This window comes from Vibrio pectenicida (assembly GCA_024347015.1).
Classification (GTDB): Bacteria; Pseudomonadota; Gammaproteobacteria; order Enterobacterales; family Vibrionaceae; genus Vibrio; species Vibrio pectenicida.
Genome location: AP024889.1, coordinates 946,538 through 968,234, shown reverse-complemented (window position 1 = coordinate 968,234; position 21,697 = coordinate 946,538). Strand labels below are relative to the sequence as shown.

Sequence of the window (21,697 nt, the reverse complement as noted above, 5' to 3'; positions counted from 1 at the left end):
AGAAAAGTGTCCTGAAAAAGTTGCGCAGAACAATTGGAGATAATCTGGCTTTGTTCGCCACAGGTGAGTTTTAACGAAAGGTATAAGTCTTCCAACTCTATCCTGCTGTCAATTTCTTTAGTGATACTCATAAATCATTTTAAATTCAGTCTCTTACAAAAGGAGAAAATAATGGCTGGAACTCTTCGAGTCAATAGGGCGGTTAGGTACCTGTCCCCCTAGCAATGATATATGTCCTGAACTCTTTATTTCTAGCCTAGTTTTTTGCATTTAAAAGTCGATTAATCAGTAAATTAAGGGTTAAGTGTCAGCCCGATGTCCGCCCCGTTATAGAGACGGACATCGGATGGTTCCTACTCCTGAAGTTTGCCTACCGAGAGCCAAAGGCCGCTGTTATTTTGTGATTGATGCACCTCGACCGTGTAACCCTCATCGTTCATGTCGATTTTTGCTTCTCGTCCCTTGGTGTAATTGACACTTGCTTCTTGAATTTGTGTCGAACGTCCTCGTTTCCCGACTCGGTACCACAAATTATCACCACTCGGTGAACGGTGTGTGGTGACAGTATTGCCTTTTTTTGAAAGCGCAACGGAAGGAAAATGCGCCGTATCGTAGACAAACGGATAGGTGGTGGAAAGTCGGGAGTGGTTTACCTGACTGGCCCGATTGACGCTAGAGGCCGTGTTGAATTGAAGATCCATTTTATTGGCGTCAAGGTAACCAATACGAGTCCAACCTTCACGCGCACCTGACTGACTTTGCTCCCAACTAATGATCAGTTGATCAGCATCGTTGACATCCACTTGGGGACGGCTCAATGACCTTCCCTTGTCACTCACCACCGTGTGATGACCGTCAGGAAAATAAATCGCCCTATCGCTTGTCAACGACCCAACAGCATAATGTATATTGTCGTAATCGGTATCACTGAAGACCACAACCACCTGATTATCATCGGTTAACACGACGTCTGGGTAATACCCTTGAAACGGCGATTTCTGAGCGTTTTTCCATTGGATTTTGTCATTGACGATCTTTCCGACCACCATCCAGATAGCCGTATTATTTTGTGATTTATGTACCGCCACAATCATGCCGTTATCGTTGACCGAGACATTCGGCCTGATCCCCGCCGAATATTTTCCATTTTCCTTCCAATCAATCCCGTGATCTCGCTTGTCCAACGTGCCCAATCGATACCATAACCCATCATTGTTTTGTGAACGGTGAACCTCCACGACACGGTTACCGCCGATTTGAGAGTTGATCGACACCGCCGGCTCACGGCCTTGATCGTAATTGTTATTGCGCTTGATGCTGAAGGTCGCGAAGGTTTGATCACGCCAGACCTTTTGGTGATCGAGCTTAAGCATTTTCTGATATTGACTATAGAAGGGGTAATCGCTAGCGGGAAACGTTACCTGAATATCGTCGTTGTAGAATCGGTGCCCGTATTGATCCCACTTATACACCCGCGAAAAACGCTTGGATTTGTTGCTTTTTACCTTCGACTTTGCCGAGCTGTCACTACCTTTGAAGTTAGCAAAGTCCAGATTGCCGCCATACAAAAATTGCACATCTTTGCTTCTATTGGATACATCACTAGAGGCATCATAAAATTTATCATGGTTTGAAATAATAAAGAGTTTGCCTTTCGCGTCAGCCATCGTCATCTCTGAAACAGCAGGAACATGATTCGGGGTAACCAGCTTGTCACCAAACACGTCTTTCACCCCATCAAGAAAGTTAGACAGCTCGGCCTCACTCCAGCTACTTTTCTTTTTAAAATCAACAGTAATAAATAAAGGAGGGTGCGATGGATGGACATTCGACCAATCATTAATCAGACTAAACCAGGTGCTCAGATCAAACGAAGAAGGGTTGGCACTATATTGTCGATAGACTTCGTCTCCGACTTTATCGTGCCCAATACCGCCCATGCTGTATTGGGGAAATATATCAAACTCAAGACCATACACGCCATTGTCCAACTGCTGAATAATGGAGCCACGGTTACCATAGCCTTTGAGGCTGCCGGAATAGCTGTTATGAGTAGTTGCAAACGACTTATCAAACAGTCGAGTACTGTTTGTTGCATGGACGAGTGACGGTATCAACGCCGCCATCGCCAGATTAGCGAATAAGAATTTTTTAGCCATTATTTATACACATCCTATGTAATATCGGTGATTTTATTCATTAAGCCTCTTCGCCAGCCTCGTTAACAAACTGAGTTTAAACCAATACATCACTATAGGCAGGCAATTACATAATATAGCTGGTAAAGAGTTAGCCTGCATTTACCCTTGGTGTGTGAGCCAGAGTTTTTACTTCCGCCGTCGTTTTGATGTGTGTCCTGAATTTTTCTGCCAATTTTTTCACATGCATGCGTAATTGACCGACCAAATTACCGTGAGCGGTACTCAGAAGTATACGAAGATAAGTGGCAACTTTGCAGAAGCGCCTATCAGATATTGGTAGAGAGAGCGTTAAAATTTGTTCGTTCAATGGAAGGGACTAAATTAATCGTCCACGTTGAGAAAACCGGACGTAAAGAAGACAAGAAGATACAAGACTATCACAATGTATTACGAGCCCAAGGTATGGAGTTTAATGCTTCGAGAAGCGCTATATACTCGCCAGTAGAAGGAGAAGAGGTAGCAAGATTTGTAACAAAAAATGTGATCTTTCAATCTAAAGAAAGTAGATTGATGCAGCTTGCAGATGTTGTCTTATACCCTGTCATAAAGGGTGGCTACGACAAGGAATACCCACCATATAAGCTTCTAGCAAAAAATAATCTTATTATTGATGCTCATGTTAAAGATGTAAGAAAGATGGGAGTTAAATACTATTGCTTTGCAAAGCCCTAAAAAACAAAAAGCCACTCTAAGTGGCTTTCGTCCCGCCGTACCAGACGACGCGTGACCCTATTTGGTCTGACTTAAATATAAGTTAACTAGCAAAAAATATCAATATTAAATTTAGCTATATTAAACCTATACAGCTCAGAAGCACAACATGAATGCAGGATAACAAGTTAAACTACTAGCCATACCTGAGATCATAAGTATCCTTAACTAAGCGAACTGGTAGGCCAAGTTTAACCAAATGATCAAGTATAAAGTGACAGCTCCAAACACAATCGTTTAATGATATGAGATTACCATCAACACCAATCAACTTTATATCTTGGTCTATATATCTAGTTGGCGGCAAAAAGTCATCTTCGTTAACTTTAATATCAGCGTAACAAATGTAGGCTATTTCAGAGCGTGATATTTTTCTTGAATAATGGCCACTGGTGCAGGGAGTAAGTAGCCAAAGCCCTTCACTAGTGGCACAAACCGCCTTAAATGTGGAAAATCTTACATCATGATAAAAGTTATATATGGCTGAGAAGCAAGGTAAAGCCAGCATGATAAATATAATGAACATCATAAAATACACGCTAAAGTCAGACATCCCCTCTGTCCTAGTTACAATATCACCAAACTTATTTTGATAACGGCCAACAGGAAACATAAATTTAAATAGGCTCGGCAGCCAAAAAATGTAGGCGTATAAACCAACGAGGCTCAATACAAATATCTTTACTCCATCACGCCACGATTTTTTAACCATAGTGTGCCCCGTAGTTGTGGATAAATACTGATTTAGCTCTGCAATGATAGTCACTGCATCATCGCCTTCAAATGGTTTTTTTTCAAGAGAGATAGTACCAACAAACTCAAGTTCCCGTTCTTTAACCTCGTTTTGATCAGCCTGATAAACTGCTGGCAATTCTAGCACTTCAACGGAATGTATGACTAAATAGATATCAAATCTTTTCATTAACAAGCAGTTAGACTGCTTGTTCTCAAGCAATAAATACTTCTCCATCAAGGGTAAAATAACTTCTTCTTGGCGATATAGCAGTCGATAAACCAATACAGATAGGCATATTTGATAACCCACATTACCGAGCATCAACATGGTTATATCCGCCAAAGCATAGAAATCACTCACGACGGCAATCAAAATAAAACAACACAATACCCGTTTATCAAAACGAGACATTAGTGCCGACTTTACCACATGTAGTGAATCATCTTGCTTGTATATGTGCTGGCGTAACTTAGGCTTAAAAGCAAAACTAATAATAACGTAAACCGTTGCTATGCCAGTTATCATTAGCGAAACAGTCTTAGCGTCATAGAAAAATGCGCCAAGTAATATACACAAGCCAATCACTAAAAAGGCTTTTTGGTAAATACTTCGAGTAAATGGGGTGAGAACTGTGTCTTGAATACTAGCTATTGTATTCACTGTATCTCCTACGCTTATCAGATTGGTGTTATTGTATCGAGAGCTGTTAGCGAAACTCCTGCCACCATTTGGAAAAAGGCTGGGCCTTGGTGGTAAATATGCACCAAAATCTGCGTTTCATTTATTTACTCGCTTTTATATCGCGTGCCCTTTAGGTCTGCGGGTTTGGTAGTGATGGACTAAATCCCCATCGGCTTTAAGGGCGGCGTTAACGCGTTGCTCAAAGTTGTCTGGTTTAGGATCCACTCGCCAGAAAAACTTGGCGGGTTTGCGCTTAAAAGAAGGGCCAGTGATCACTGCGCTTTTGCCATGGTCCATAAAGGCAAGGATTTGCGCCAATGGATAGGTGGTATCGGCTTCAGAGTGAAAGGTCAGCTTGCCCGTATCAATACCAACAATCGCCATCGGGCGATAGCGCTTTTGCCATGGTCCATAAAGGCAAGGATTTGCGCCAATGGATAGGTGGTATCGGCTTCAGAGTGAAAGGTCAGCTTGCCCGTATCAATACCAACAATCGCCATCGGGCGATAGCCCTTTTGTTTTTTGTTTTCAAACTGCAGCACAAGGTTAATACCAAGGTGGTTCTCAATTAAACCCATTTTATTAAAGTAGGCCGCACCCACTCTACCATGGCGCCAGCTATAAACAATTTGCCGTTGGCGGTCAAAATACACCTCGGCATCTCTGGGTTTGAGAAAGAACAGCAGCCACATAGCCACAACTAAAACCCACATTAAGGCCAATAGCACCGCACCTTCTACAAAACCTCCTAAGCGGCCTTGAACTTCCAATGCTCTCATATAAGTAAAGAACGTTACCTTACCTTCTTCGTCAAGCATTGCGCGCCGATATGCCTCCATCTCATTAATATCATAGCTGGGAGAATACCCAGTTCTACGAAATTCTTGAATGCGTGAGATACTTTCGTTTGCCCTTTCAGCTAAATAGTTGAAATCTGGCCAAGACTCATAAGAAAAGTAGGTTGCCAGAATGGAAAGCATCAACATCCATGGCACAATATAATAATTGCGCCTGTTATGGTAACCCGTCCTTACCTTCAGCACCTTATCATCCACTGACACGACAGGGTCAAACGGATCCTCCATGGGAATAACGGTTACCTCAGAGCGAAACGCCTGCCACCATTTGGAAAAAGGCTGGGCTTTGGTGGTGAATATACCCCAAAATCTGCGTTTCATTTATTTACCGCTGCTAAATTAAATTAACCGTTTTTGGTACAATTGGGGTAATTCATGCTCGCGCTTTAAGATTTCTTCGAGCCTAGCATCAAAGTCTTCTGGCTGTTTGTCTTTAGCTTGCCATGTTCTCGGCATTTCTCTTTCAAAGTGAGCATCTTTGATCACGGCTTGTTTCCCTGTTCCCATAAAAGCAAACAACTGAGTTAGAAGAAGGTTGTTGTCTTGCTTACTGTTAAAAAACATGGACTCTGAAGGCTGAATAAGATATTCCACTTCTTTATACGTATAGCCATCCTCCGTCTTTTTCTTTTCACCATATAGGAATAGCCGTAAACCAAGCGTTTCTTCACGAAAGCCTATATTCTCAAAACGACAAGCAGCCACACGCCCTTTACGCCATGTGTAAACAATCTGCTTTTTTCTATCGAAAAAGAGATACGCCATAATACGAAAGCGCAAGTACCAATAAGTTAGCGCTACTGATATGGTAAATAGTACCAAAATAATAAAAAAGTGTTCGTTTTGATAACGTTTTTGTGTTTCTCCACCATATAAATGAACAGCCTTAACATAGTCAAGTATGCCACTATTTTGATCGTCTCCTAGCATTGTTTTGTAGTAGTTGTAATCACTGTCACTCAGTGAATATTTATCTGTTTGATATTCTATCAAATTACTGCGCGCAAACTTAACTTCGGCTGAGTTTGGACCAAGATCAGAAACTACAAAAAATAGAAAACACCAGAACCCAATAGCCATAGGGAGAATGTAGTGTGAACGATAATTATGCACACCATTTCGAATCGCCAGAATACGATCATTAACCGACATAATTGGCTCTCGCGGATCATCTAGCGCAACTAATTCAATTTCATCTAAGCACTCGTCTTTGATATCAACGAGTTTGTTGATACCACTTTTATTTCTACGAAATGAATTTTCCATTTTTTATCCAAATTTTCTCGTGACTAGTCAATGTAATCGTTATTTCTCATACCAAGGTAAGTTCTTGATATTTCGCCATCTAAAACCAAACTTCTCATGGGTACTGCCAGATCTGGTGATGGCTGATAGTACCATTGAAGTACACAATCTTCTTCCATTTCAACTTCAAATGTCACTGTCAACGTACCATTATTAAACGTGTGGCTTGCAGGCTCATTCATTGCCAAAGCAATAGCCTTGGAAAATGCTTGGGTTGCTTTCTCATTGTATTCATAGTTATATGCCAATGGTTTTTGCTGATATGGGTTAATGACTTTTTTATGGATAGAAGCCACAATATCAGACACATTCAGCACAAAGTTAGGCAGGGTAAATGTGTATTGATATTTGGAAATATTGTTAAAGAGAGTATTATCTTCATGCACTTCAACTGACGGCTTGATTAATAAATTCATAAACTCTTGAACTTCAATAGCGTATGCTGTTTTAATAGTATCTTTTTTATATAAAGTTTGAAGTTTATTCAATCTTTCCGTGATATTTAGCTTTGCGCCTTTTTCGAAATGCCAGAATCTATAAACGTCATTTCGACCCCAAAAACAATTGTGCAAGAGCTTTTCAAATTGGCTTTTACTGTATAACCAAACTAACACCCCGCCTATGACAATTATTGCAAACGCAAAGAAGCCAAAGGCCATAGCCCACCCCAAAGAACTGAATGTGTAGAATGCACCACCAGCAAGCAATGCCGAACCAGTCGCCATGGTAAGATGGCCTAGCATTTCACCTGTATTTCCATCTTGATGACTTTCATATGCATCACTTAATGATACAAAAACCATAGCAACATTGGCTCCTGCAGTAAGCCTTGCAAATACCTTACGCTCGGCCCATAAACCAAGTGTTTCCAATATTGACGTTGTTTTGGGTAACACCCTTTGTGCAAGATTTGTTGTACCAGCTTGAAGCAAATATTGATTGCTATAAATGAGTCCAGTTCGCGCAACTGCTGCAGTATCGACAAGCATGGCCGATATAGCCCCCATGGCTTTCATATCCTCATACATATAAAATGTATTGCTCAGAGGATCTGCTGAATCGAATTCACCTTGCGCGTATACATCATATAGAGTCTGCAAATTAAAATACCAAGACGCTCCTGCCATTGCACCATCACCCAGCATACCGACAAAGTCCATAGGAGTATTCGCTTTAGTCGTCGAGATGCGACCTTTAAATTCCACACGCTCAAAATCAACTTTGATCTCAGCTTGTTGGATATACTGATTCAAGCGGGTATTTCTTTGATTCTCCGACCAGTTAAACATAGACTCAGCTCTAGATAACTGGCGAGTTGCGCTGCGGATTTTGCTGCTGTTTTTTCCACCAGAGTCGATAAGTTGGGCCAATGCTTCAGCCAAATACTGCTTTGATACTCTTACCTTGTTCTCTGTTTCGATTATTCCAAATACTTTTTCAAAAAAAGTAGGGATAAATGAATTAACCAATTTAGAAAGGGCTTTGGCAGAGAGGTGACTTTGACCTTTACCTAGTATCTTTGCACCGTATATAGACTCAGATTTTGCTTCTGCCCAAAGCTTGCCGAATACTATAGGAAGATTCTTTACAATAATGTGCCAATCGACTTGATCTTGGCATTGTAAAAAGAATTTCTTCAAAGATTCGAGCACAATGTAAGCCATGTTATTAGAGTTGGCGATATCCTGATCATTTTCATAAGCTGAATTGATCATCTCCACAAGAACTTTTTGTCCTTCTTCGTTTGAACTTAAACTTTCAAACAAGCCTTGAGTAATTACTGCAAGCTTTTCGACCTCACTGACCGCACTTGCGGGCTTTGCATTTTCAGCGTCAAAAAACATTTTAAGATAGTTATCAAGAGAACCTACCGTTCCATCGGCTAAGTCTTGATAGGCAAACTGAGCATATAGATCTAACAGAGGTTCGCGAGCCTGTGTATACTTGGCTTTTTTCTTGTCGATTTCCTTGGTGAAGCTATCCAACGCACCTGTATCAACATTTTCTTCAACAATCTCAATAATTTCTGGTGATCCTTTCTCCCTCATTTTATTGATAATAGTACCGATAGAGGTTGGGTAATGCGTTTTTTCTTCCGAAGATTTCTGCTGTACGGTGATCATACTCATTGCAAACGATAAGTCTGTTTGCCTACCTACAGGATCAAACAAAGCGACTAAGGCACCGTCTTTATGTTCACTATGACTTTTTTTGAGCGTTTCGACTAATCCTTCTGCGGAGAGGAAATAATTATTATGAATTCTCAGCACATCGGGCGCATAACTATTATCTTTATCTAAGCCTTCAGCTAGCATCCATTTGTCATCTTTCGAACGATACTCTTCCACTAAACTACTTAACGTGTCTTGAGTGGCGGTGTCACTAACGTCATCGCTGGCGGCCATGTCGACTTGCTGCATGGCTTTGGTGCGCCATTCTAAGTCGCTGTTCATCTTATCTATGATGTCAGCGGCCCATTCGTGCTCTGAGTAAGCAATCGAGATTTTTTGTGTGCCATTGGTGACAAAGGCAAATGGGTAGAAAGTCGCGCCGGATGAGATATCGAGCGTTAAGCCGTCTTGGGCGTTTTCTTCGTTGGTGAAATAGTATTTCTCAAATTTTTCAATCACGCCGGTGGCGGTTTCCGTTTGCGCGTAGCGAAAGATATGGATTTGCTCATTGTCGGCTTTGCCTTCTTCCTCTTTGATGTAAATCCAGCCTTCACGTAAAAGGCGCAAGATATAACCGCCAGTTTCATTGAGGCCAGAGGCACTGGCCATTTCAGGTAACGTGGGCGGCGCTTGAGCCGGCATAATGGTGTCAAAGAAGTTGGCATAGCCATAACGCACTGGGTAAATCGGCAACACATCGGCAATTTTACCCGCCACTTCGTTCATAAAGGGCTCAACCAAATCGAGTGTTTGGGTGGTGTTGACTACGGTTTCAATCGTCCCCGCCTCGGCAGAATAGACGTTATCAGCGGCTTTAATCACCTTAACATTGACGGTATTGCTCATCAATGTAGACGCCCTAAGCTGCATTTTGGCAAACACGCCCGCGATAAGCTCAGTTAAACCCTTGCCGTAGGTCTTGATGGTGTTGATGTGCTTTTTAAATAGATCATCGGATAAATAAGCGTATTTGAGTTTACTGGCTTGGTCGCGCAAAAACTCAATCCGTGTTTGTAGCTTTTTCAGCAAACTGTCGAAGCTTTCATTAACGGCTTTTTTCGCCGCCGCCCAGTCATAATTATTAAGGTAAGTTTGCGGATTACCCTGGCCACGGGCGCGAATATAAGCCAGCATGCGATCGGAGGTTTCATAAGGGGCAAGACGCAGTATTGCCGAGAGTATTTCACCTTCTTCAAGTATCATCGGCATCGTATAGGCAAGCATGGCTTCTGTGGTGTGTGGCAAGGGCATATTTAGATTGCCAACTAAAGTGTCACAGGATTTTTCTAAGCTAAACTCAGTCGCTGGGTGCAAATGGGTAAAATGCAGGCGCGTTTCTAGCTCAACAATATCTTGAAAATAACGGTCGGTGGTAAGCTCATGGCCAATCGCGCCCCATGGCGCCAGACCCGTTTCTACCCGTGTTGGTTGCCAAAAGCCTTGCTGGCGTTTACGCGCCTTATCGAAAAAATCATCGTCGCTTATTTCTTCAATGCAATGCGGATTGGTGCGGCGAACTGGGCTAAGACAAAAGTTGTCATTGCTCTCTTCTATCGCCAGTTTGACTTTACCTGGCTTTAAACCAGAGACAAAAGACTCGCCTGAGCCATCTAACATGCCAGCGCCAAGTGGCGTAATACCTTCGTCAGTTAATACATAGGGCGCATTAGTCAGCAGTTTACCATTTGGGTAACGCGCACATATCTCGACCGTTGATGGAATATCAAGCTCAGGGTCGACCGTCACACTTGGGTTTTGCACACCGCTACAAATGGTGTTGCCCTTGTTCATCGTCATTTGGTCAGTTAGACGTGACACCCCTTTGCCTTCCATAAGCACATCCGCCGAGGCAGAAATAAATTCGGCTTCATCTTCAATCGTCTCCGAAGATACCCCTTTTTGGTCACCATCAGCATCACCGGTACTGACCGCAAATTTACTGCCTTTGCACGCAATACTGTTGCCGCCATCGGCGCAAACTGTCGTCGTGCCTTCGACAAGGTCGGCCGATTTCGCGTTGTTACCGTAGGAAATACGCACCACCGCAGGGCCTACTGTGGTTAAACACACATCAGGAGAAGTGGCATTGGCTTCGCCGCCTGAACCTTTGTGAACAATACTTAATCCGTTGGCATTGATAGTGACTGGCATACTTTGCTCTCGTTTGGGGTTGATGGGGTTTGTGCGTGCTATTGACTCAAAACGGCTCAATTGAGGTCGATTTTTTTCCCTTGGATCTTATTGCTTCTTTCGGCTTGCGACGTAATGTAGTCTGCCTTAGTTGTCACTCGCCCACTGCGGCCATCATAATGGGTTGAGGTGTTTTTGCTCTTGAGCGTAACCTCCTTTGTGCCTTCCAAGATTATCTTTTCTGCTTTGATAATGAGCGACTTCTGCTCAAGAAAAGAGAAATAGACATCGGTTAAGATCGGTAAAGAGGGATCCGTATTCATAAACTCGATCTTACAAGCCAGTTGATTATCAATAGCTAGATTGATCTGCGCGCGAGTAAAAGCGCGGCCAATCGACGCCCATACGGGCTCTCCCGCTGGGTTACCTTCAAAATCAACGCTGACCTTGTCATGACTGGGGTGTACCTGTTTGATTTGCCCAATACGCGCATAAAGGTATGCTTCATTAGGGCCCAACACTGTGGCGCTCATTGCAATGACACTCATATGATAGCTATAGATGATGGCGAATTTACCACCGCTAGTGCCGAATGAAAAGTGTCCAAATAACAGGCAAATCCGTCGATTTAACTAGTTATTCCTGCGATATGAAAGTCAGATTCACATCGCATATGCGTAATAGCCATCAAATCAGCCTGATAAAAAGCATTTTTAGCGCGTGGAATTAATTCAAAATACAGTAACAGTTCACAATTTTTTTGATCTTACTTCAAAAATTCAAATAATCTTCTTGTTCAACGCCACCCTGCATATTGCACCCCACTGGTATTTCACTCGCCAGAACGCTGCACATAACTCAGACCAACAGACCCTAGCCAAAGGCGGTCTTTCTGTTTAATCAAACTCCGTGATAGGTCGCATCTGTAAATGTAGGCATCCAAATATGGGAAGCTGCTATGACAATCGCATATGGGAACAGGGTCAAGCAACCAAATAAGGAAAATGCCGTTTTAAACAGGAAATGGCGGAATACCTCACTGGGAAAACCCACTTCCGCAAATAGAACAAATGCCAGTTAAAACGCTGATAAATAAAGATTAAATAGATGGCACCCGTCTTGCAAAACACATAATTTAATTAAAATTTCGTCAGCCAATAGATCAAGTCTTGTATGCCCATTTAAGGGCATGCGCAATAACAAGGGAGTACTCTTATGAGTTCAATCGACCCAGCCACCATGGCGCAGCAACTGGCGACCTTTGATGTGCAGTCGTTCAGGCAACGTTACACCGCTCAAGCTTCTCAGTATCAATCAAAGCTTGATGCACTTGGTAAAGTGGAATCGGCGTTGCGTGATTTTCGCACCGCAGTCAACGACATGAACAATAGCAGCTCTGGAATAATCAAAAATAGCGCCAAAGTATCCAGTGAAGGTGTGTTTACCGCCAGCGCTGAGTCAAATGCACTGACTGGCAGCTATCAGATTTTTGTTGAACAAGTCGCAACATCTCATCAGGTTTCAGTGGGTATGCCAAGCACCTTAGAGCCCACCACAGAAGTGCCGCTAACAGGTACTCTCAAGTTAGAGGTTGGCGGCAAAGAGCTTGTGATTGATTTATCAACTTTAGACAGTGACGGCGATGGCAAAGCGACCATTGCTGACCTTTCCTCAGCGATTAATCACCATGCGGATAACCCAGGCGTGAATGCCACTTTAGTGCGCTCTGGTGGCAAAACTCACTTTATGCTTTCAAGTGAAGAAACCGGCAAAGACAACGCGGTCAAGGTCTCTGCATCTTCTACAGGGCAAGCTTGGTTTGATGATGCATTTGCAAACCTCACTACCCTTAGCCAAGCCAAAGACGCCACCATTTGGCTCGGTGAAAAAGGCACTGGGCTTAAGCTTGAAGGCAGCAGCAATACCTTTAGCGATGCTATCGATGGGGTGGATATTACTGTAACTAAAGCACAAGAAAGTAGCGAATCTCCCCTAACACTGAGCGTTGAAGGTGACAAAGAGGGCACCAAAGAGCAAGTGACTCAGTTTATCGATGCCTACAACAGTCTGATGTCGACGCTAGATACTTACAGCAAAGTCGATCCAGAGACCAATACTCGCGCCGCACTTGCCAGCGACCCTACCCTACGTTCGATTGAGAGTCAGGTTAAATCTGCGGTGCGCGGCGAGTTTGCCGGCATGAGACTCAACCAGATCGGAATAGAAATTGGCCGCGATGGCAAGATGAAGCTCGACTCAGAAAGATTTGAAAAAGCGCAAACCAATAATAGCGCGACGTTGGAAGCCATGTTTAATGGTGATGACAACTTACTCGATTCGCTCGATGAGCTGGTCGAGCCTTACCTGCAATTTTCTTCAGGACTATTTAAATCACGCAAAGATGCATTGAGAGAAAACATCGATCGCATGGACGATAAGAAGGTTGCACTGGAGCGTAAATTCGACATGTCCTACGACCGCTATCTCAAGCAATTTGCCCAAATGAATACCATCATGCGCCAAATGAGCCAAACCCAATCGCTGTTTGGTTAACCACTATTAGGAGATGTTTTATGTTAATGGATTCAGGCTATAGCTCTTATCAACAGGTTGATCTCGACGCACAGGCCGCTGCGGCCAACCCCCATCAATTGGTGGTCATGCTGATTGACGGCCTGCTCAATGAAATTGAACGCGTACGTGGGCACATTGCCTCAGGTCGACTGGCCGAAAAAGGGACAGGCATCAATAAGTGCATGAATATTTTGGTTGGGCTCGATAGCGCCCTTGACAGTGATAATGGTGGAGAAATCGCACAAAGCCTCCACCAGCTTTATGATTTTTGCCAAGTAGAGCTTTACCACGCCAGCGTCAATAACAGCCTAGATAAGCTGACTAACGTCGAACATGTAATGAATAACATACGTGCAGGGTGGATGAGTTTTGGTCAGCAAATATAAAGTCTCCCCTGAGCGATTTCGCCATCTTGCTAAGTTGATTCACATTGCAACCAAAACCCAAGATTGGCATTCGCTAAAACGATATGACTTGCAGTTAAGGGAACTGCTAACCGTCCATAAACCCTACCTTAAGGATGCCAACTTTGTCGCTGTAATTGCAGATGTCAAAGCAGAGCATAAGTTAGCTCTTGAGGCGCTCAATAACGCCATTGGCGATATGGAAACGGGCATTAATGTGGTCAATGCTCAGCACGAAAGAGCCAAAGCCTATCAATTGGCCATGAATCTGGAGTCTTAGCCATGCAAACATCGTCACTCGCCATGCCGTCAAAGCTGCAATCATCAAGTGAGCAAGCATCGGGCCCGCAAGCATCAGCTGGGCAAGGCTCAGTTCAAAAAGCACGCACAACAGGTGAAGCGCAATCACTCAGTACAAGGTTTTCGCTCGTACAGGCCAAAGTCACAAAGCAAGAGGTCCAAACCGATGCGCAAGATGCTGTAGCTGAACTACCAGACGCCCATCAAATGCTCGCTTTACCTTATACGCAAAGCTTTGGTAGCGAAAACGAGGCGCTCAATCTAAAAAGCGTTAGTTCTGGGATAGAAGCAGGATTTCAGCCCTCGATGTCAGCAAAAGGGCAAACTCACTTAACGCTTTCGCAGCAGTCCAGCCCAACTCATATTCTGACCAATATCGCGGCTTCAAGCAAAGTGGCGACCGCAAGTACACCGCCTATCGAAAGCTCAGCTCCTATCACCATGACCGCGCTACAAAATGGGTTAAGCGCCACGCCCATTCAAACTCAAGCACAGCCAAGCAATAACCTTGAGGCAAGCTCGCCCACTGCTCAGTGGGCAGCCATAAAAGTCGACACTAGTGCAGCCAAGTGGGGCGAGCAAATGATGCAAGTGCTACATGACAGGGTGTCTGTTCAAGCGCAGCAAAATTTGCAGCAAGCGCAAATACGCCTCGATCCGCCAGAACTTGGCAAGATGGATTTAATGGTTCGAGTGGAAGGCGGCAAGCTGAGCGTACAAATCCATGCCAATAGTTCAGCGACACGCGAAGCGCTGATGCAAGTCTCAGACAGGCTCAGAGCTGAGCTGCAAAATCACAATTTTTTACATGTTGATGTCAATGTCGGCTCTGGTGATACCCCGCAAGGCCAATCGAATCGGTACGACGAGCAACACGCGGTGATCTTTGACAGCAACGAAGACCCAGACAATCAACTTTCACTTAGCCCGTCAGAGCATTGGCTCAGTACTCACGCTTAACTAGGAATAGCGCAATGACAAAACAACAAATGATCGCGGTATTTGCCGCCATGATCCTAACCAGTGCTCTGGTTTCTGCTACCACCGTCTTTGGTGGTATCTGGTTAGTTAAACAATCTCATCAGCAAGCGAACGCAGACTCTTGGGTCGATGATTCACTTTTAGGTTTTTTAGCAGAAGATCCGAACCGAGCGCACCAACCAAGCTTTCATGCTCTGGAGAAAATCGTCTTGAGTGTCAAAGGTAAACGCCAAACTCATTTCGTGATGCTCGAAGTCGCGGTAGAAACTCGTCGCCCTAAGAGAATTGAAAATATCAATGACTATATGCCTGTAGTACGTAATGCCCTACTCAAACTGTTTAGCGATAAAACCTACGATGATCTGCGCCAAGATGGTGCGATTGACCAGCTACAAAATGAAATAAAGCAGACCGTCTTACTCGCATTTCAAAAGACCGATATTGTGCGTGATATCGATGATGTATTGCTGACCAAATATGTCGTGCAATAAGGAGCGCGACTATGTTGGATATGAACATTGAACAGGAATACGGTATGCAAGGCCAACGCCTCGCAGCACAAAACGCTTTAGATGAAGCCGCATTGTTAAAACAGCACAAGGTGTTGGTCAACCGGATTGTTAATCAACTTAGAGTACATGTGAGCCCACAATGTAGCATTGAGGACATGCAGCAAATTGGCCTTATCGGTTTGCTTGAAGCAGGACGTCGCTATGGCAATGTCGACGATGATAACTTTCCGGCCTTTGCCGTCTGTCGTATTCGTGGCTCGATCTTAGATGAGTTGCGCCGCCTTGATTGGCGCTCGCGCCAAACCCGCCAACAAGCTCATGAGCTAAACGACGTAACGCGAGACTTAATGCGCAAGCTAGGACGTCAACCCACAGATGCCGAAATCATCCAAGTGCTGGGGACAGATAAAAGCGATTTGCTGACGCGGCAAAATGCGTCACTTGCCGGTGAAATGCAAAGCTTAGATCAGTTGCTTGAAAATGGGGTCGATACACAATCCAATGCCAGTTATGACGGCATGGACCATGAGCATACTCGCCGCAGCCTTGATGCGGCGCTAGAAAGGCTGCCTCAACGAGATCAACTGCTGCTGACCTTGTTTTATCAACACGAACTCAACCTTAATGAAATCGCCTTGGTGCTTGATTTAACGCCGCCGCGAATTTGTCAGCTGCATAAGAAAGCACTCAAACAACTCAACCACTACTTATCCTCCTAGGAGTCACACATGCAAAAGTTTTTTGGAGCCATCACCGTTTTACTCTGTGTCTTTGGCGGATATATGTGGGCTGGCGGCCGGCTCGGCGCCATCTGGCAACCGGCTGAATTTTTAATCATCATCGGTGCAGCAGTTGGCTCACTGATTATTGGTAATCCGCCTCAAGTGCTCAAAGAAATGCGTCGCCAAGTTAAAGCCACTATGTCAGCACCCAAAGAAGAGTATCAGTATTATATGGAGCTGATGGCCCTTCTCAATCACTTGCTTGAAATTGGACGTAGCCGAGGGTTTAAGTTTCTCGACTCTCACATTGAAGCACCGCACCACAGTTCGATTTTTCTTGCCTACCCCAAAGTGGGCGCAGATTATCGGCTGATTTCTTTTATTACCGACAACTTTCGTTTAATGGCTATGGGACAAATGTCGCCTCATGAACTAGAAGGCCTTTTAGAACAAGAAATTGAAGCCATCCAGACAGAAATGTTGCTGCCATCGCGTTCTATGCATCGAACCGCTGAAGCATTGCCAGGCTTTGGCATTCTCGCGGCTGTCGGCGGCATCATTATCACGATGCAAGCTATTGATGGCTCAATTGCACTGGTTGGCTACCATGTCGCCGCCGCGCTGGTCGGAACCTTTATCGGTATATTCGGCTGTTATTGCTGCCTTGACCCTTTAAGTAATGCTATGGCGCAGCGTGTAAGACGCAATATGACGGCGTTTGAATGTGTCAGAGCAACGCTAGTGGCTTATGCAGCGAAAAAACCAACTTTGCTAGCCATTGATGCTGGTCGTAAACATATTCAGTTAGACATTAAGCCGACCTTTAACCAAATGGAGAAGTGGCTCGCTGAGCAGGAGTAAACATGCAAAGACAACAACAGGTTGTATTCAAGCGAAGCAAAAGTCTAGAGCACGACGACTATCGTGGCGGAGCGTGGAAAGTCGCATTTGCCGACTTTATGATCGCCCTCATGGCGTTGTTTTTGGTCTTATGGGTGATGCAAATTGTCGATAAAGAAGATCGCCGTGCGATTATGGCTCATCTTCAAAGTGCTAGCGTGTTTGAGAAAAGTAATGGCAACCCATTTGATACTCAAAAAAGTATCTCGCCTATTGATTTGGCCACCGATTCTTCGGTGCCAAGTCGCCATGACTCGACTCACATGGTCAGTTCATTTTTTCAAGGGGATGGTGATGGACCAGAAACAAATGCTCTTATTCCCGGCAAGTTTGACACCCAGGAGCGCTTGGCCGCACTCGCTAAAGTGATCAAGGACGTAGTTAAGCAAATCAACGCGCAGGGTAATGTCCATGTTTCTATCACGCCTCAAGGCCTGCGAATTGTGCTGCAAGATGACGAGCGTCAATACATGTTTAGCCGTGGCGCATCCCAGTTAACGCCATTTTTTGAAGACCTGTTGTTGGCCTTAGCTCCGATTTTCAAACGGGTTGAAAACCCTGTAATTATCAGTGGGCATACAGATTCTACGCGTTATATAGGGCATTTAGATCGACGCTCAAATTGGGATTTGTCTGCATCGCGTGCCAATGTTGCCAGACATACTCTGGTCGCTGGTGGCATGCCAGACAAGCGCGTATTGCAAGTAACAGGAATGTCCGATAGGGCTTTGCTCAACGACTCCGACCCTGAGTCGAGTGAAAACCGCCGGATTGAACTTTTTGTTCTTACCACGCCAGCGGCCAAAATCTTGGAAACACTTTTTGCCGATAGGCCTAACAATCCTATTGAGCACGCCAAGCAACAAGCAGCCCTGAACCAACCTGTGGTTCGTCACAAGGTAATTGGCGCGCGCGAAGCGTCTGCTAAAGAAACACTACCTCTTCACCAACTTTAACTCCAACAGGCGCTCTAGTGGCGCCTGATAACTCAAGCGTAATTATCCACATGTCTCAATTTGTCCATCAGCCCGTGAAAAAAGATCCACTTCGAAAAGCCTTTTTATGGCTTATCGTCATAGATTATGGATTGCTGTCTTTATTTCTCTTCCAGTTGTATGAGCTAACGCTAAACGGCGGCACTGCCATTAGCACCTTACTGCTTATCTATAATGTGCTGCTGAGCTTCCTATGCTTTCAGCGTACCAATAAGCGTGACGCCTATATTATTTATCCCACCCTGTCGGCAACCTTATTAGCCTTTGTTTGCTTCTTGTACTTTTTCTTTCTTGTCTAAGCACTTACCATCATTTTTGGGCCTTATTTCACCTCAGGCTCTTCCTCATTCATTTAAATTTAATAATTAAATTATCATTATTTTGTATACACAGAGATTATTTTTTGTTACAAATTAAATTGTGCACAATTTAATTGCCCAAAATAGGAATCGAGATATGTTGAATAAAGTTGCCTTAGCCACCAGCCTAGCTTTAGTTGCCACACCAAACTTGGCCCAAGAACAAAGAAGCCCAACACAACACCTAGATACGTTTGAGAAACTATTTGGTGTAACGGAAGGAAAACGTAGAAACCACACCAAAGGCTTCTGCTTTGAGGGTGAATTTACACCTGTCGATAGCTCAGTAAGGGAATTATCAAACAGCCCTATATTTACTGAAACATCCAAGGTGTATGGTCGAGTATCGCATAAAGGCGGTAAAGCCAATCCAGCAGACAATAAACCTGGGCATTATGGCCTTGCCTTTAAAATCACCACTGCTGATAACAGCATTCATATGATGAGTATGAACACCGAGCATTTCTTTCCAACCTCAACAGTTGCAGACTTTATGGCGTTTCTTGAAGCTCAAGCAAATGGTCCAGAAGCCACAAAAGCCTTCGTCACAAGTCATCCAGAAATTCAAGAATATAAAAAATATCATGCCGCTCTAAGTGATCAACTGCACCCTTATGAAGGTGCAACATACAACAGCATTAACACCTTTTATTTGGTGAACAACCAAGGTAAGAAAACACCTGTCCGTTGGTCATTTGTCCCTTCAGGTGAACATGGCATAGTCAAAACGCCACAAACGGATTTCTTTTTAGAAAATATGCAAGCCAACCTTAAAAAAGGTGGTGTTTCTTGGGATATGGTATTAACGCTCGCCAAACCAAGCGACGATATTTTAAATCCGCATATCAAGTGGAGTGATGATAACAAAAGCATGACAGTCGCAAGATTGACCGTAAAACAAGCTACCCCAGAAAGCGAAGGGTCTTGCGCGACCATGAACTTTGACCCACTAGCGATAAGCAAAGGCTTTTCTCCATCAGAAGATCCTATGCTAGCGGCGCGCTCAGCCATCTACGCAGTAGGGCTTGGAAGAAGACTTTCTGAGCAATAGTTTCTGAGTAAGCGAATATTGGGAGGGCATGCCCTCCCACGACTTACAGGAAAGTAGTTTCAATTTTGTGTTAAATTTCAAAACATCTGAAAAACTCGTTAGCATGTTTAATTTTATTTTTATAATTGAGAATGATTACAAGAAATGCAATATAAAAGAATATTAGTCCTCATTTATTTATCTTCCTTTTGGTAGATGATTAATAATCATAGCAAGTATAAATAAGTTCACATCAATAATCTTATCTTCCAAGACAAACGTTAAATAATATATTGCAAACAAAATAAAAACATTAAAAATAATTTTTTATCAAATTTAACATATCTATAACTTTAATTTTTAAATGTATTCATACCGAGAGAACATAAAGTATATTTACTATTTAAATACAAAAAACATTGAGTTATCAGATTTATTTAGTCCATAACATTATCAAAATATTAATGACAGAAACATATATTAAAGAAATATTACAATGTTCCCACCCTTAAGGTATTGGTATTACAAATCAACTCTATTAACATCATTGTCAGTAGTTATTTAACTATTCATCCATATGCCTGGATGTCAATTGATAAAGAGAAATGTATGAAAAAGACCATTACTATTGCAGCCCTACTTGGTGCAGCAACGTTTAATGCTCAGGCTGCAGAGCATACCGTTAGCCTTGGTTATGCACAAACAGACATCAAACATATTGATAGCGCACTACATGGATTAACTCTAAAATACCGTTATGAAGGTACTAGTCCAGTTGGCTTTATTGCTAGCTTAACGGGCACAGCAGATAGTGACTCTAGGTCTCGCATTGACCCAGGGCTAACCATTACCACTGTTTCAGAAACAAATCGCAGCTATGGCAGCTTCCATATCGGCCCAACATACCGAATCAATGAAGTTGTCAGTGCCTATGCAACTGTCGGTTACGCTCGATTGGAAATAGAAAATAAGCAATTAGGCCGCACAACATCAAAAATTGAAGATGAAAGCTTCGCAGCAGGTGGTGGTTTTGAGTTCAACCTTTCCAAAAGCTTTGCTATTAATACAGGTGTTGAGCTAAGCGAACACCTCAGCGATGCTAGAGCTCTGAGCTATTCAGTTTCTCTTGGCTACCGCTTCTAATTTCTCAATTACTCCCTTAATTAAGTTAAGTTTGATCATTAAAAAATGATTATCAATTGAGTGCTTATAAGTAATGAAAAACCCGATATCAGCTTACTGATATCGGGTTTTTTGAAGAAAAAGTTAAAATTATATTCATTCATAGCGGCTGATGATTTCATTCAACTTACCTGAATCTGCTAGCTGCTTGAGGCCTTTATTGATAATTTCTGCATAACCCTTAGATGTATTACTACCCGGAGATAAGGCGATATAAAGCCCCTCACCAGGCAAGCAACCAACATTTTTAAATTCCATATCTCCCTGAACTTCATTATTTTTTTTATAGTTACTTATGTTATATGGAAAGACTCGCCAATCCTCTAATACTGTATCAATCTGGTTACTATTAAGCTGTTCAACTCGCGTCTGTGTTATATCCATCCCTGAAATTTGGACAATCGACTTATCCCCTTGATTATGATTTTTCACGATATAGTTATCAAAATACTCACCGTATGAATAAGCATTAACAACAGATATTTTGCGGTTTTTTAACGTATCCTTACCAAAATATTTCCATTGATCATTTTTTTTTACAAAAAAACACATTTTAGAAATTTGAATCGGCTCGGTATGAAAAACAAAATCTGGCGCATCGCTTATATAAGCACCAACTATACCGTCATACTTTCCACTCCGTGTCATCTTAATCGCTCTGGCCCAATTGACTAGCTGATAATCAAGTTTATGACCAGACTGTTGCAAAATACTCTCAATCGCATCGACCAAAATTCCTTTATCTTTTGCAGATGGTTCGCAAGTATATGGACACCACAAATCAGCACTTAAGATCACTTCGTTGCCCTTTACGGGCCCTATCGCCACGAAAAGAAATAAAATCAAGCTCAAGGCCTTTGGCATCATTGCCTTCTCCTCTGTCTTCACAAAATGCTATCAGTAAAGTCTAGTCTATAAATCAGACTCAGAGCACCACTCCAGCTCA

General features: G+C 43.1%; 20 protein-coding genes. 12 read left to right on the top strand and 8 right to left on the bottom strand.

Going from position 1 to position 21,697, the window contains the following annotated elements:
- Window positions 1-353: 353 nt before the first annotated feature.
- Window positions 354-2,159, bottom strand: a complete 1,806-nt coding sequence (locus OCV27_RS04575) for a PI-PLC domain-containing protein (RefSeq protein WP_125322549.1) — start codon at window positions 2,157-2,159, stop codon at window positions 354-356.
- Between the two features lie 315 nt (window positions 2,160-2,474).
- On the opposite strand from OCV27_RS04575, the gene OCV27_RS04570 reads away from it, so the two are divergent.
- Window positions 2,475-2,873 (top strand): DUF3800 domain-containing protein, encoded by a 399-nt coding sequence (locus OCV27_RS04570; protein ID WP_185759816.1) that lies wholly within the window; start codon window positions 2,475-2,477, stop codon window positions 2,871-2,873.
- A 175-nt stretch (window positions 2,874-3,048) separates the two neighbouring features.
- Here OCV27_RS04570 and OCV27_RS04565 read toward each other — a convergent pair whose 3' ends face one another.
- From OCV27_RS04565 to OCV27_RS04540, 6 genes are all read right to left on the bottom strand, one after another.
- On the bottom strand, window positions 3,049-4,308 hold the full coding sequence (locus OCV27_RS04565) for a hypothetical protein (RefSeq protein WP_125322551.1): 1,260 nt from the start codon (window positions 4,306-4,308) through the stop codon (window positions 3,049-3,051).
- Between the two features lie 135 nt (window positions 4,309-4,443).
- On the bottom strand, window positions 4,444-4,713 hold the full coding sequence (locus OCV27_RS04560; RefSeq protein ID WP_337969371.1) for a hypothetical protein: 270 nt from the start codon (window positions 4,711-4,713) through the stop codon (window positions 4,444-4,446).
- Window positions 4,680-5,507 (bottom strand): hypothetical protein, encoded by an 828-nt coding sequence (locus tag OCV27_RS04555; protein ID WP_185759817.1) that lies wholly within the window; start codon window positions 5,505-5,507, stop codon window positions 4,680-4,682. Before OCV27_RS04555 ends, OCV27_RS04560 begins: the two co-directional genes overlap by 34 nt.
- 18 nt (window positions 5,508-5,525) lie before the next feature.
- Window positions 5,526-6,452, bottom strand: a complete 927-nt coding sequence (locus OCV27_RS04550) for a hypothetical protein (protein ID WP_125322552.1) — start codon at window positions 6,450-6,452, stop codon at window positions 5,526-5,528.
- Between the two features lie 23 nt (window positions 6,453-6,475).
- A complete protein-coding gene (locus OCV27_RS04545; RefSeq protein ID WP_125322553.1) occupies window positions 6,476-10,813 on the bottom strand; it encodes a PAAR-like domain-containing protein in 4,338 nt (1,445 codons plus the stop codon).
- 56 nt (window positions 10,814-10,869) lie between these two features.
- A complete protein-coding gene (locus OCV27_RS04540) occupies window positions 10,870-11,340 on the bottom strand; it encodes a hypothetical protein (RefSeq protein ID WP_253820542.1) in 471 nt (156 codons plus the stop codon).
- Window positions 11,341-12,007: 667 nt separating this feature from the next.
- On the opposite strand from OCV27_RS04540, the gene fliD reads away from it, so the two are divergent.
- From fliD to OCV27_RS04485, 11 genes are all read left to right on the top strand, one after another.
- Window positions 12,008-13,345 (top strand): flagellar filament capping protein FliD, encoded by a 1,338-nt coding sequence (fliD, locus tag OCV27_RS04535; protein ID WP_125322555.1) that lies wholly within the window; start codon window positions 12,008-12,010, stop codon window positions 13,343-13,345.
- Between the two features lie 20 nt (window positions 13,346-13,365).
- Entirely contained in the window at window positions 13,366-13,752 is a 387-nt protein-coding gene (gene fliS / locus OCV27_RS04530; RefSeq protein WP_125322556.1) for a flagellar export chaperone FliS, read from the top strand.
- On the top strand, window positions 13,736-14,050 hold the full coding sequence (locus tag OCV27_RS04525) for a LafD (RefSeq protein ID WP_125322557.1): 315 nt from the start codon (window positions 13,736-13,738) through the stop codon (window positions 14,048-14,050). Before fliS ends, OCV27_RS04525 begins: the two co-directional genes overlap by 17 nt.
- A 2-nt stretch (window positions 14,051-14,052) precedes the next feature.
- Window positions 14,053-15,030 (top strand): flagellar hook-length control protein FliK, encoded by a 978-nt coding sequence (locus OCV27_RS04520; protein WP_125322558.1) that lies wholly within the window; start codon window positions 14,053-14,055, stop codon window positions 15,028-15,030.
- Window positions 15,031-15,044: 14 nt separating this feature from the next.
- Entirely contained in the window at window positions 15,045-15,542 is a 498-nt protein-coding gene (locus OCV27_RS04515; RefSeq protein ID WP_125322559.1) for a flagellar basal body-associated FliL family protein, read from the top strand.
- Window positions 15,543-15,553: 11 nt separating this feature from the next.
- Window positions 15,554-16,282, top strand: a complete 729-nt coding sequence (locus OCV27_RS04510) for a FliA/WhiG family RNA polymerase sigma factor (RefSeq protein ID WP_125322560.1) — start codon at window positions 15,554-15,556, stop codon at window positions 16,280-16,282.
- A 9-nt stretch (window positions 16,283-16,291) separates the two neighbouring features.
- The gene (gene motA / locus OCV27_RS04505) at window positions 16,292-17,146 is read left to right on the top strand and encodes a flagellar motor stator protein MotA (protein ID WP_125322561.1); all 855 of its coding nucleotides are present in this window, start codon (window positions 16,292-16,294) and stop codon (window positions 17,144-17,146) included.
- A 2-nt stretch (window positions 17,147-17,148) separates the two neighbouring features.
- Complete coding sequence (locus OCV27_RS04500; protein ID WP_125322562.1) at window positions 17,149-18,141, top strand: flagellar motor protein MotB; 993 nt, start codon at window positions 17,149-17,151, stop codon at window positions 18,139-18,141.
- Window positions 18,142-18,191: 50 nt separating this feature from the next.
- The gene (locus tag OCV27_RS04495) at window positions 18,192-18,479 is read left to right on the top strand and encodes a hypothetical protein (RefSeq protein ID WP_125322564.1); all 288 of its coding nucleotides are present in this window, start codon (window positions 18,192-18,194) and stop codon (window positions 18,477-18,479) included.
- 157 nt (window positions 18,480-18,636) lie between these two features.
- Window positions 18,637-19,590 carry a catalase gene (locus OCV27_RS04490; RefSeq protein WP_125323488.1) on the top strand — a complete coding sequence of 318 codons (954 nt, stop codon included), beginning with the start codon at window positions 18,637-18,639 and terminating at the stop codon, window positions 19,588-19,590.
- Window positions 19,591-20,178: 588 nt separating this feature from the next.
- A complete protein-coding gene (locus OCV27_RS04485; RefSeq protein WP_125319477.1) occupies window positions 20,179-20,712 on the top strand; it encodes an Ail/Lom family outer membrane beta-barrel protein in 534 nt (177 codons plus the stop codon).
- Between the two features lie 135 nt (window positions 20,713-20,847).
- Here the strand turns inward: OCV27_RS04485 and OCV27_RS04480 are convergent, their stop codons facing one another.
- A complete protein-coding gene (locus OCV27_RS04480; RefSeq protein ID WP_185759721.1) occupies window positions 20,848-21,549 on the bottom strand; it encodes a substrate-binding periplasmic protein in 702 nt (233 codons plus the stop codon).
- Window positions 21,550-21,697 lie beyond the last annotated feature (148 nt).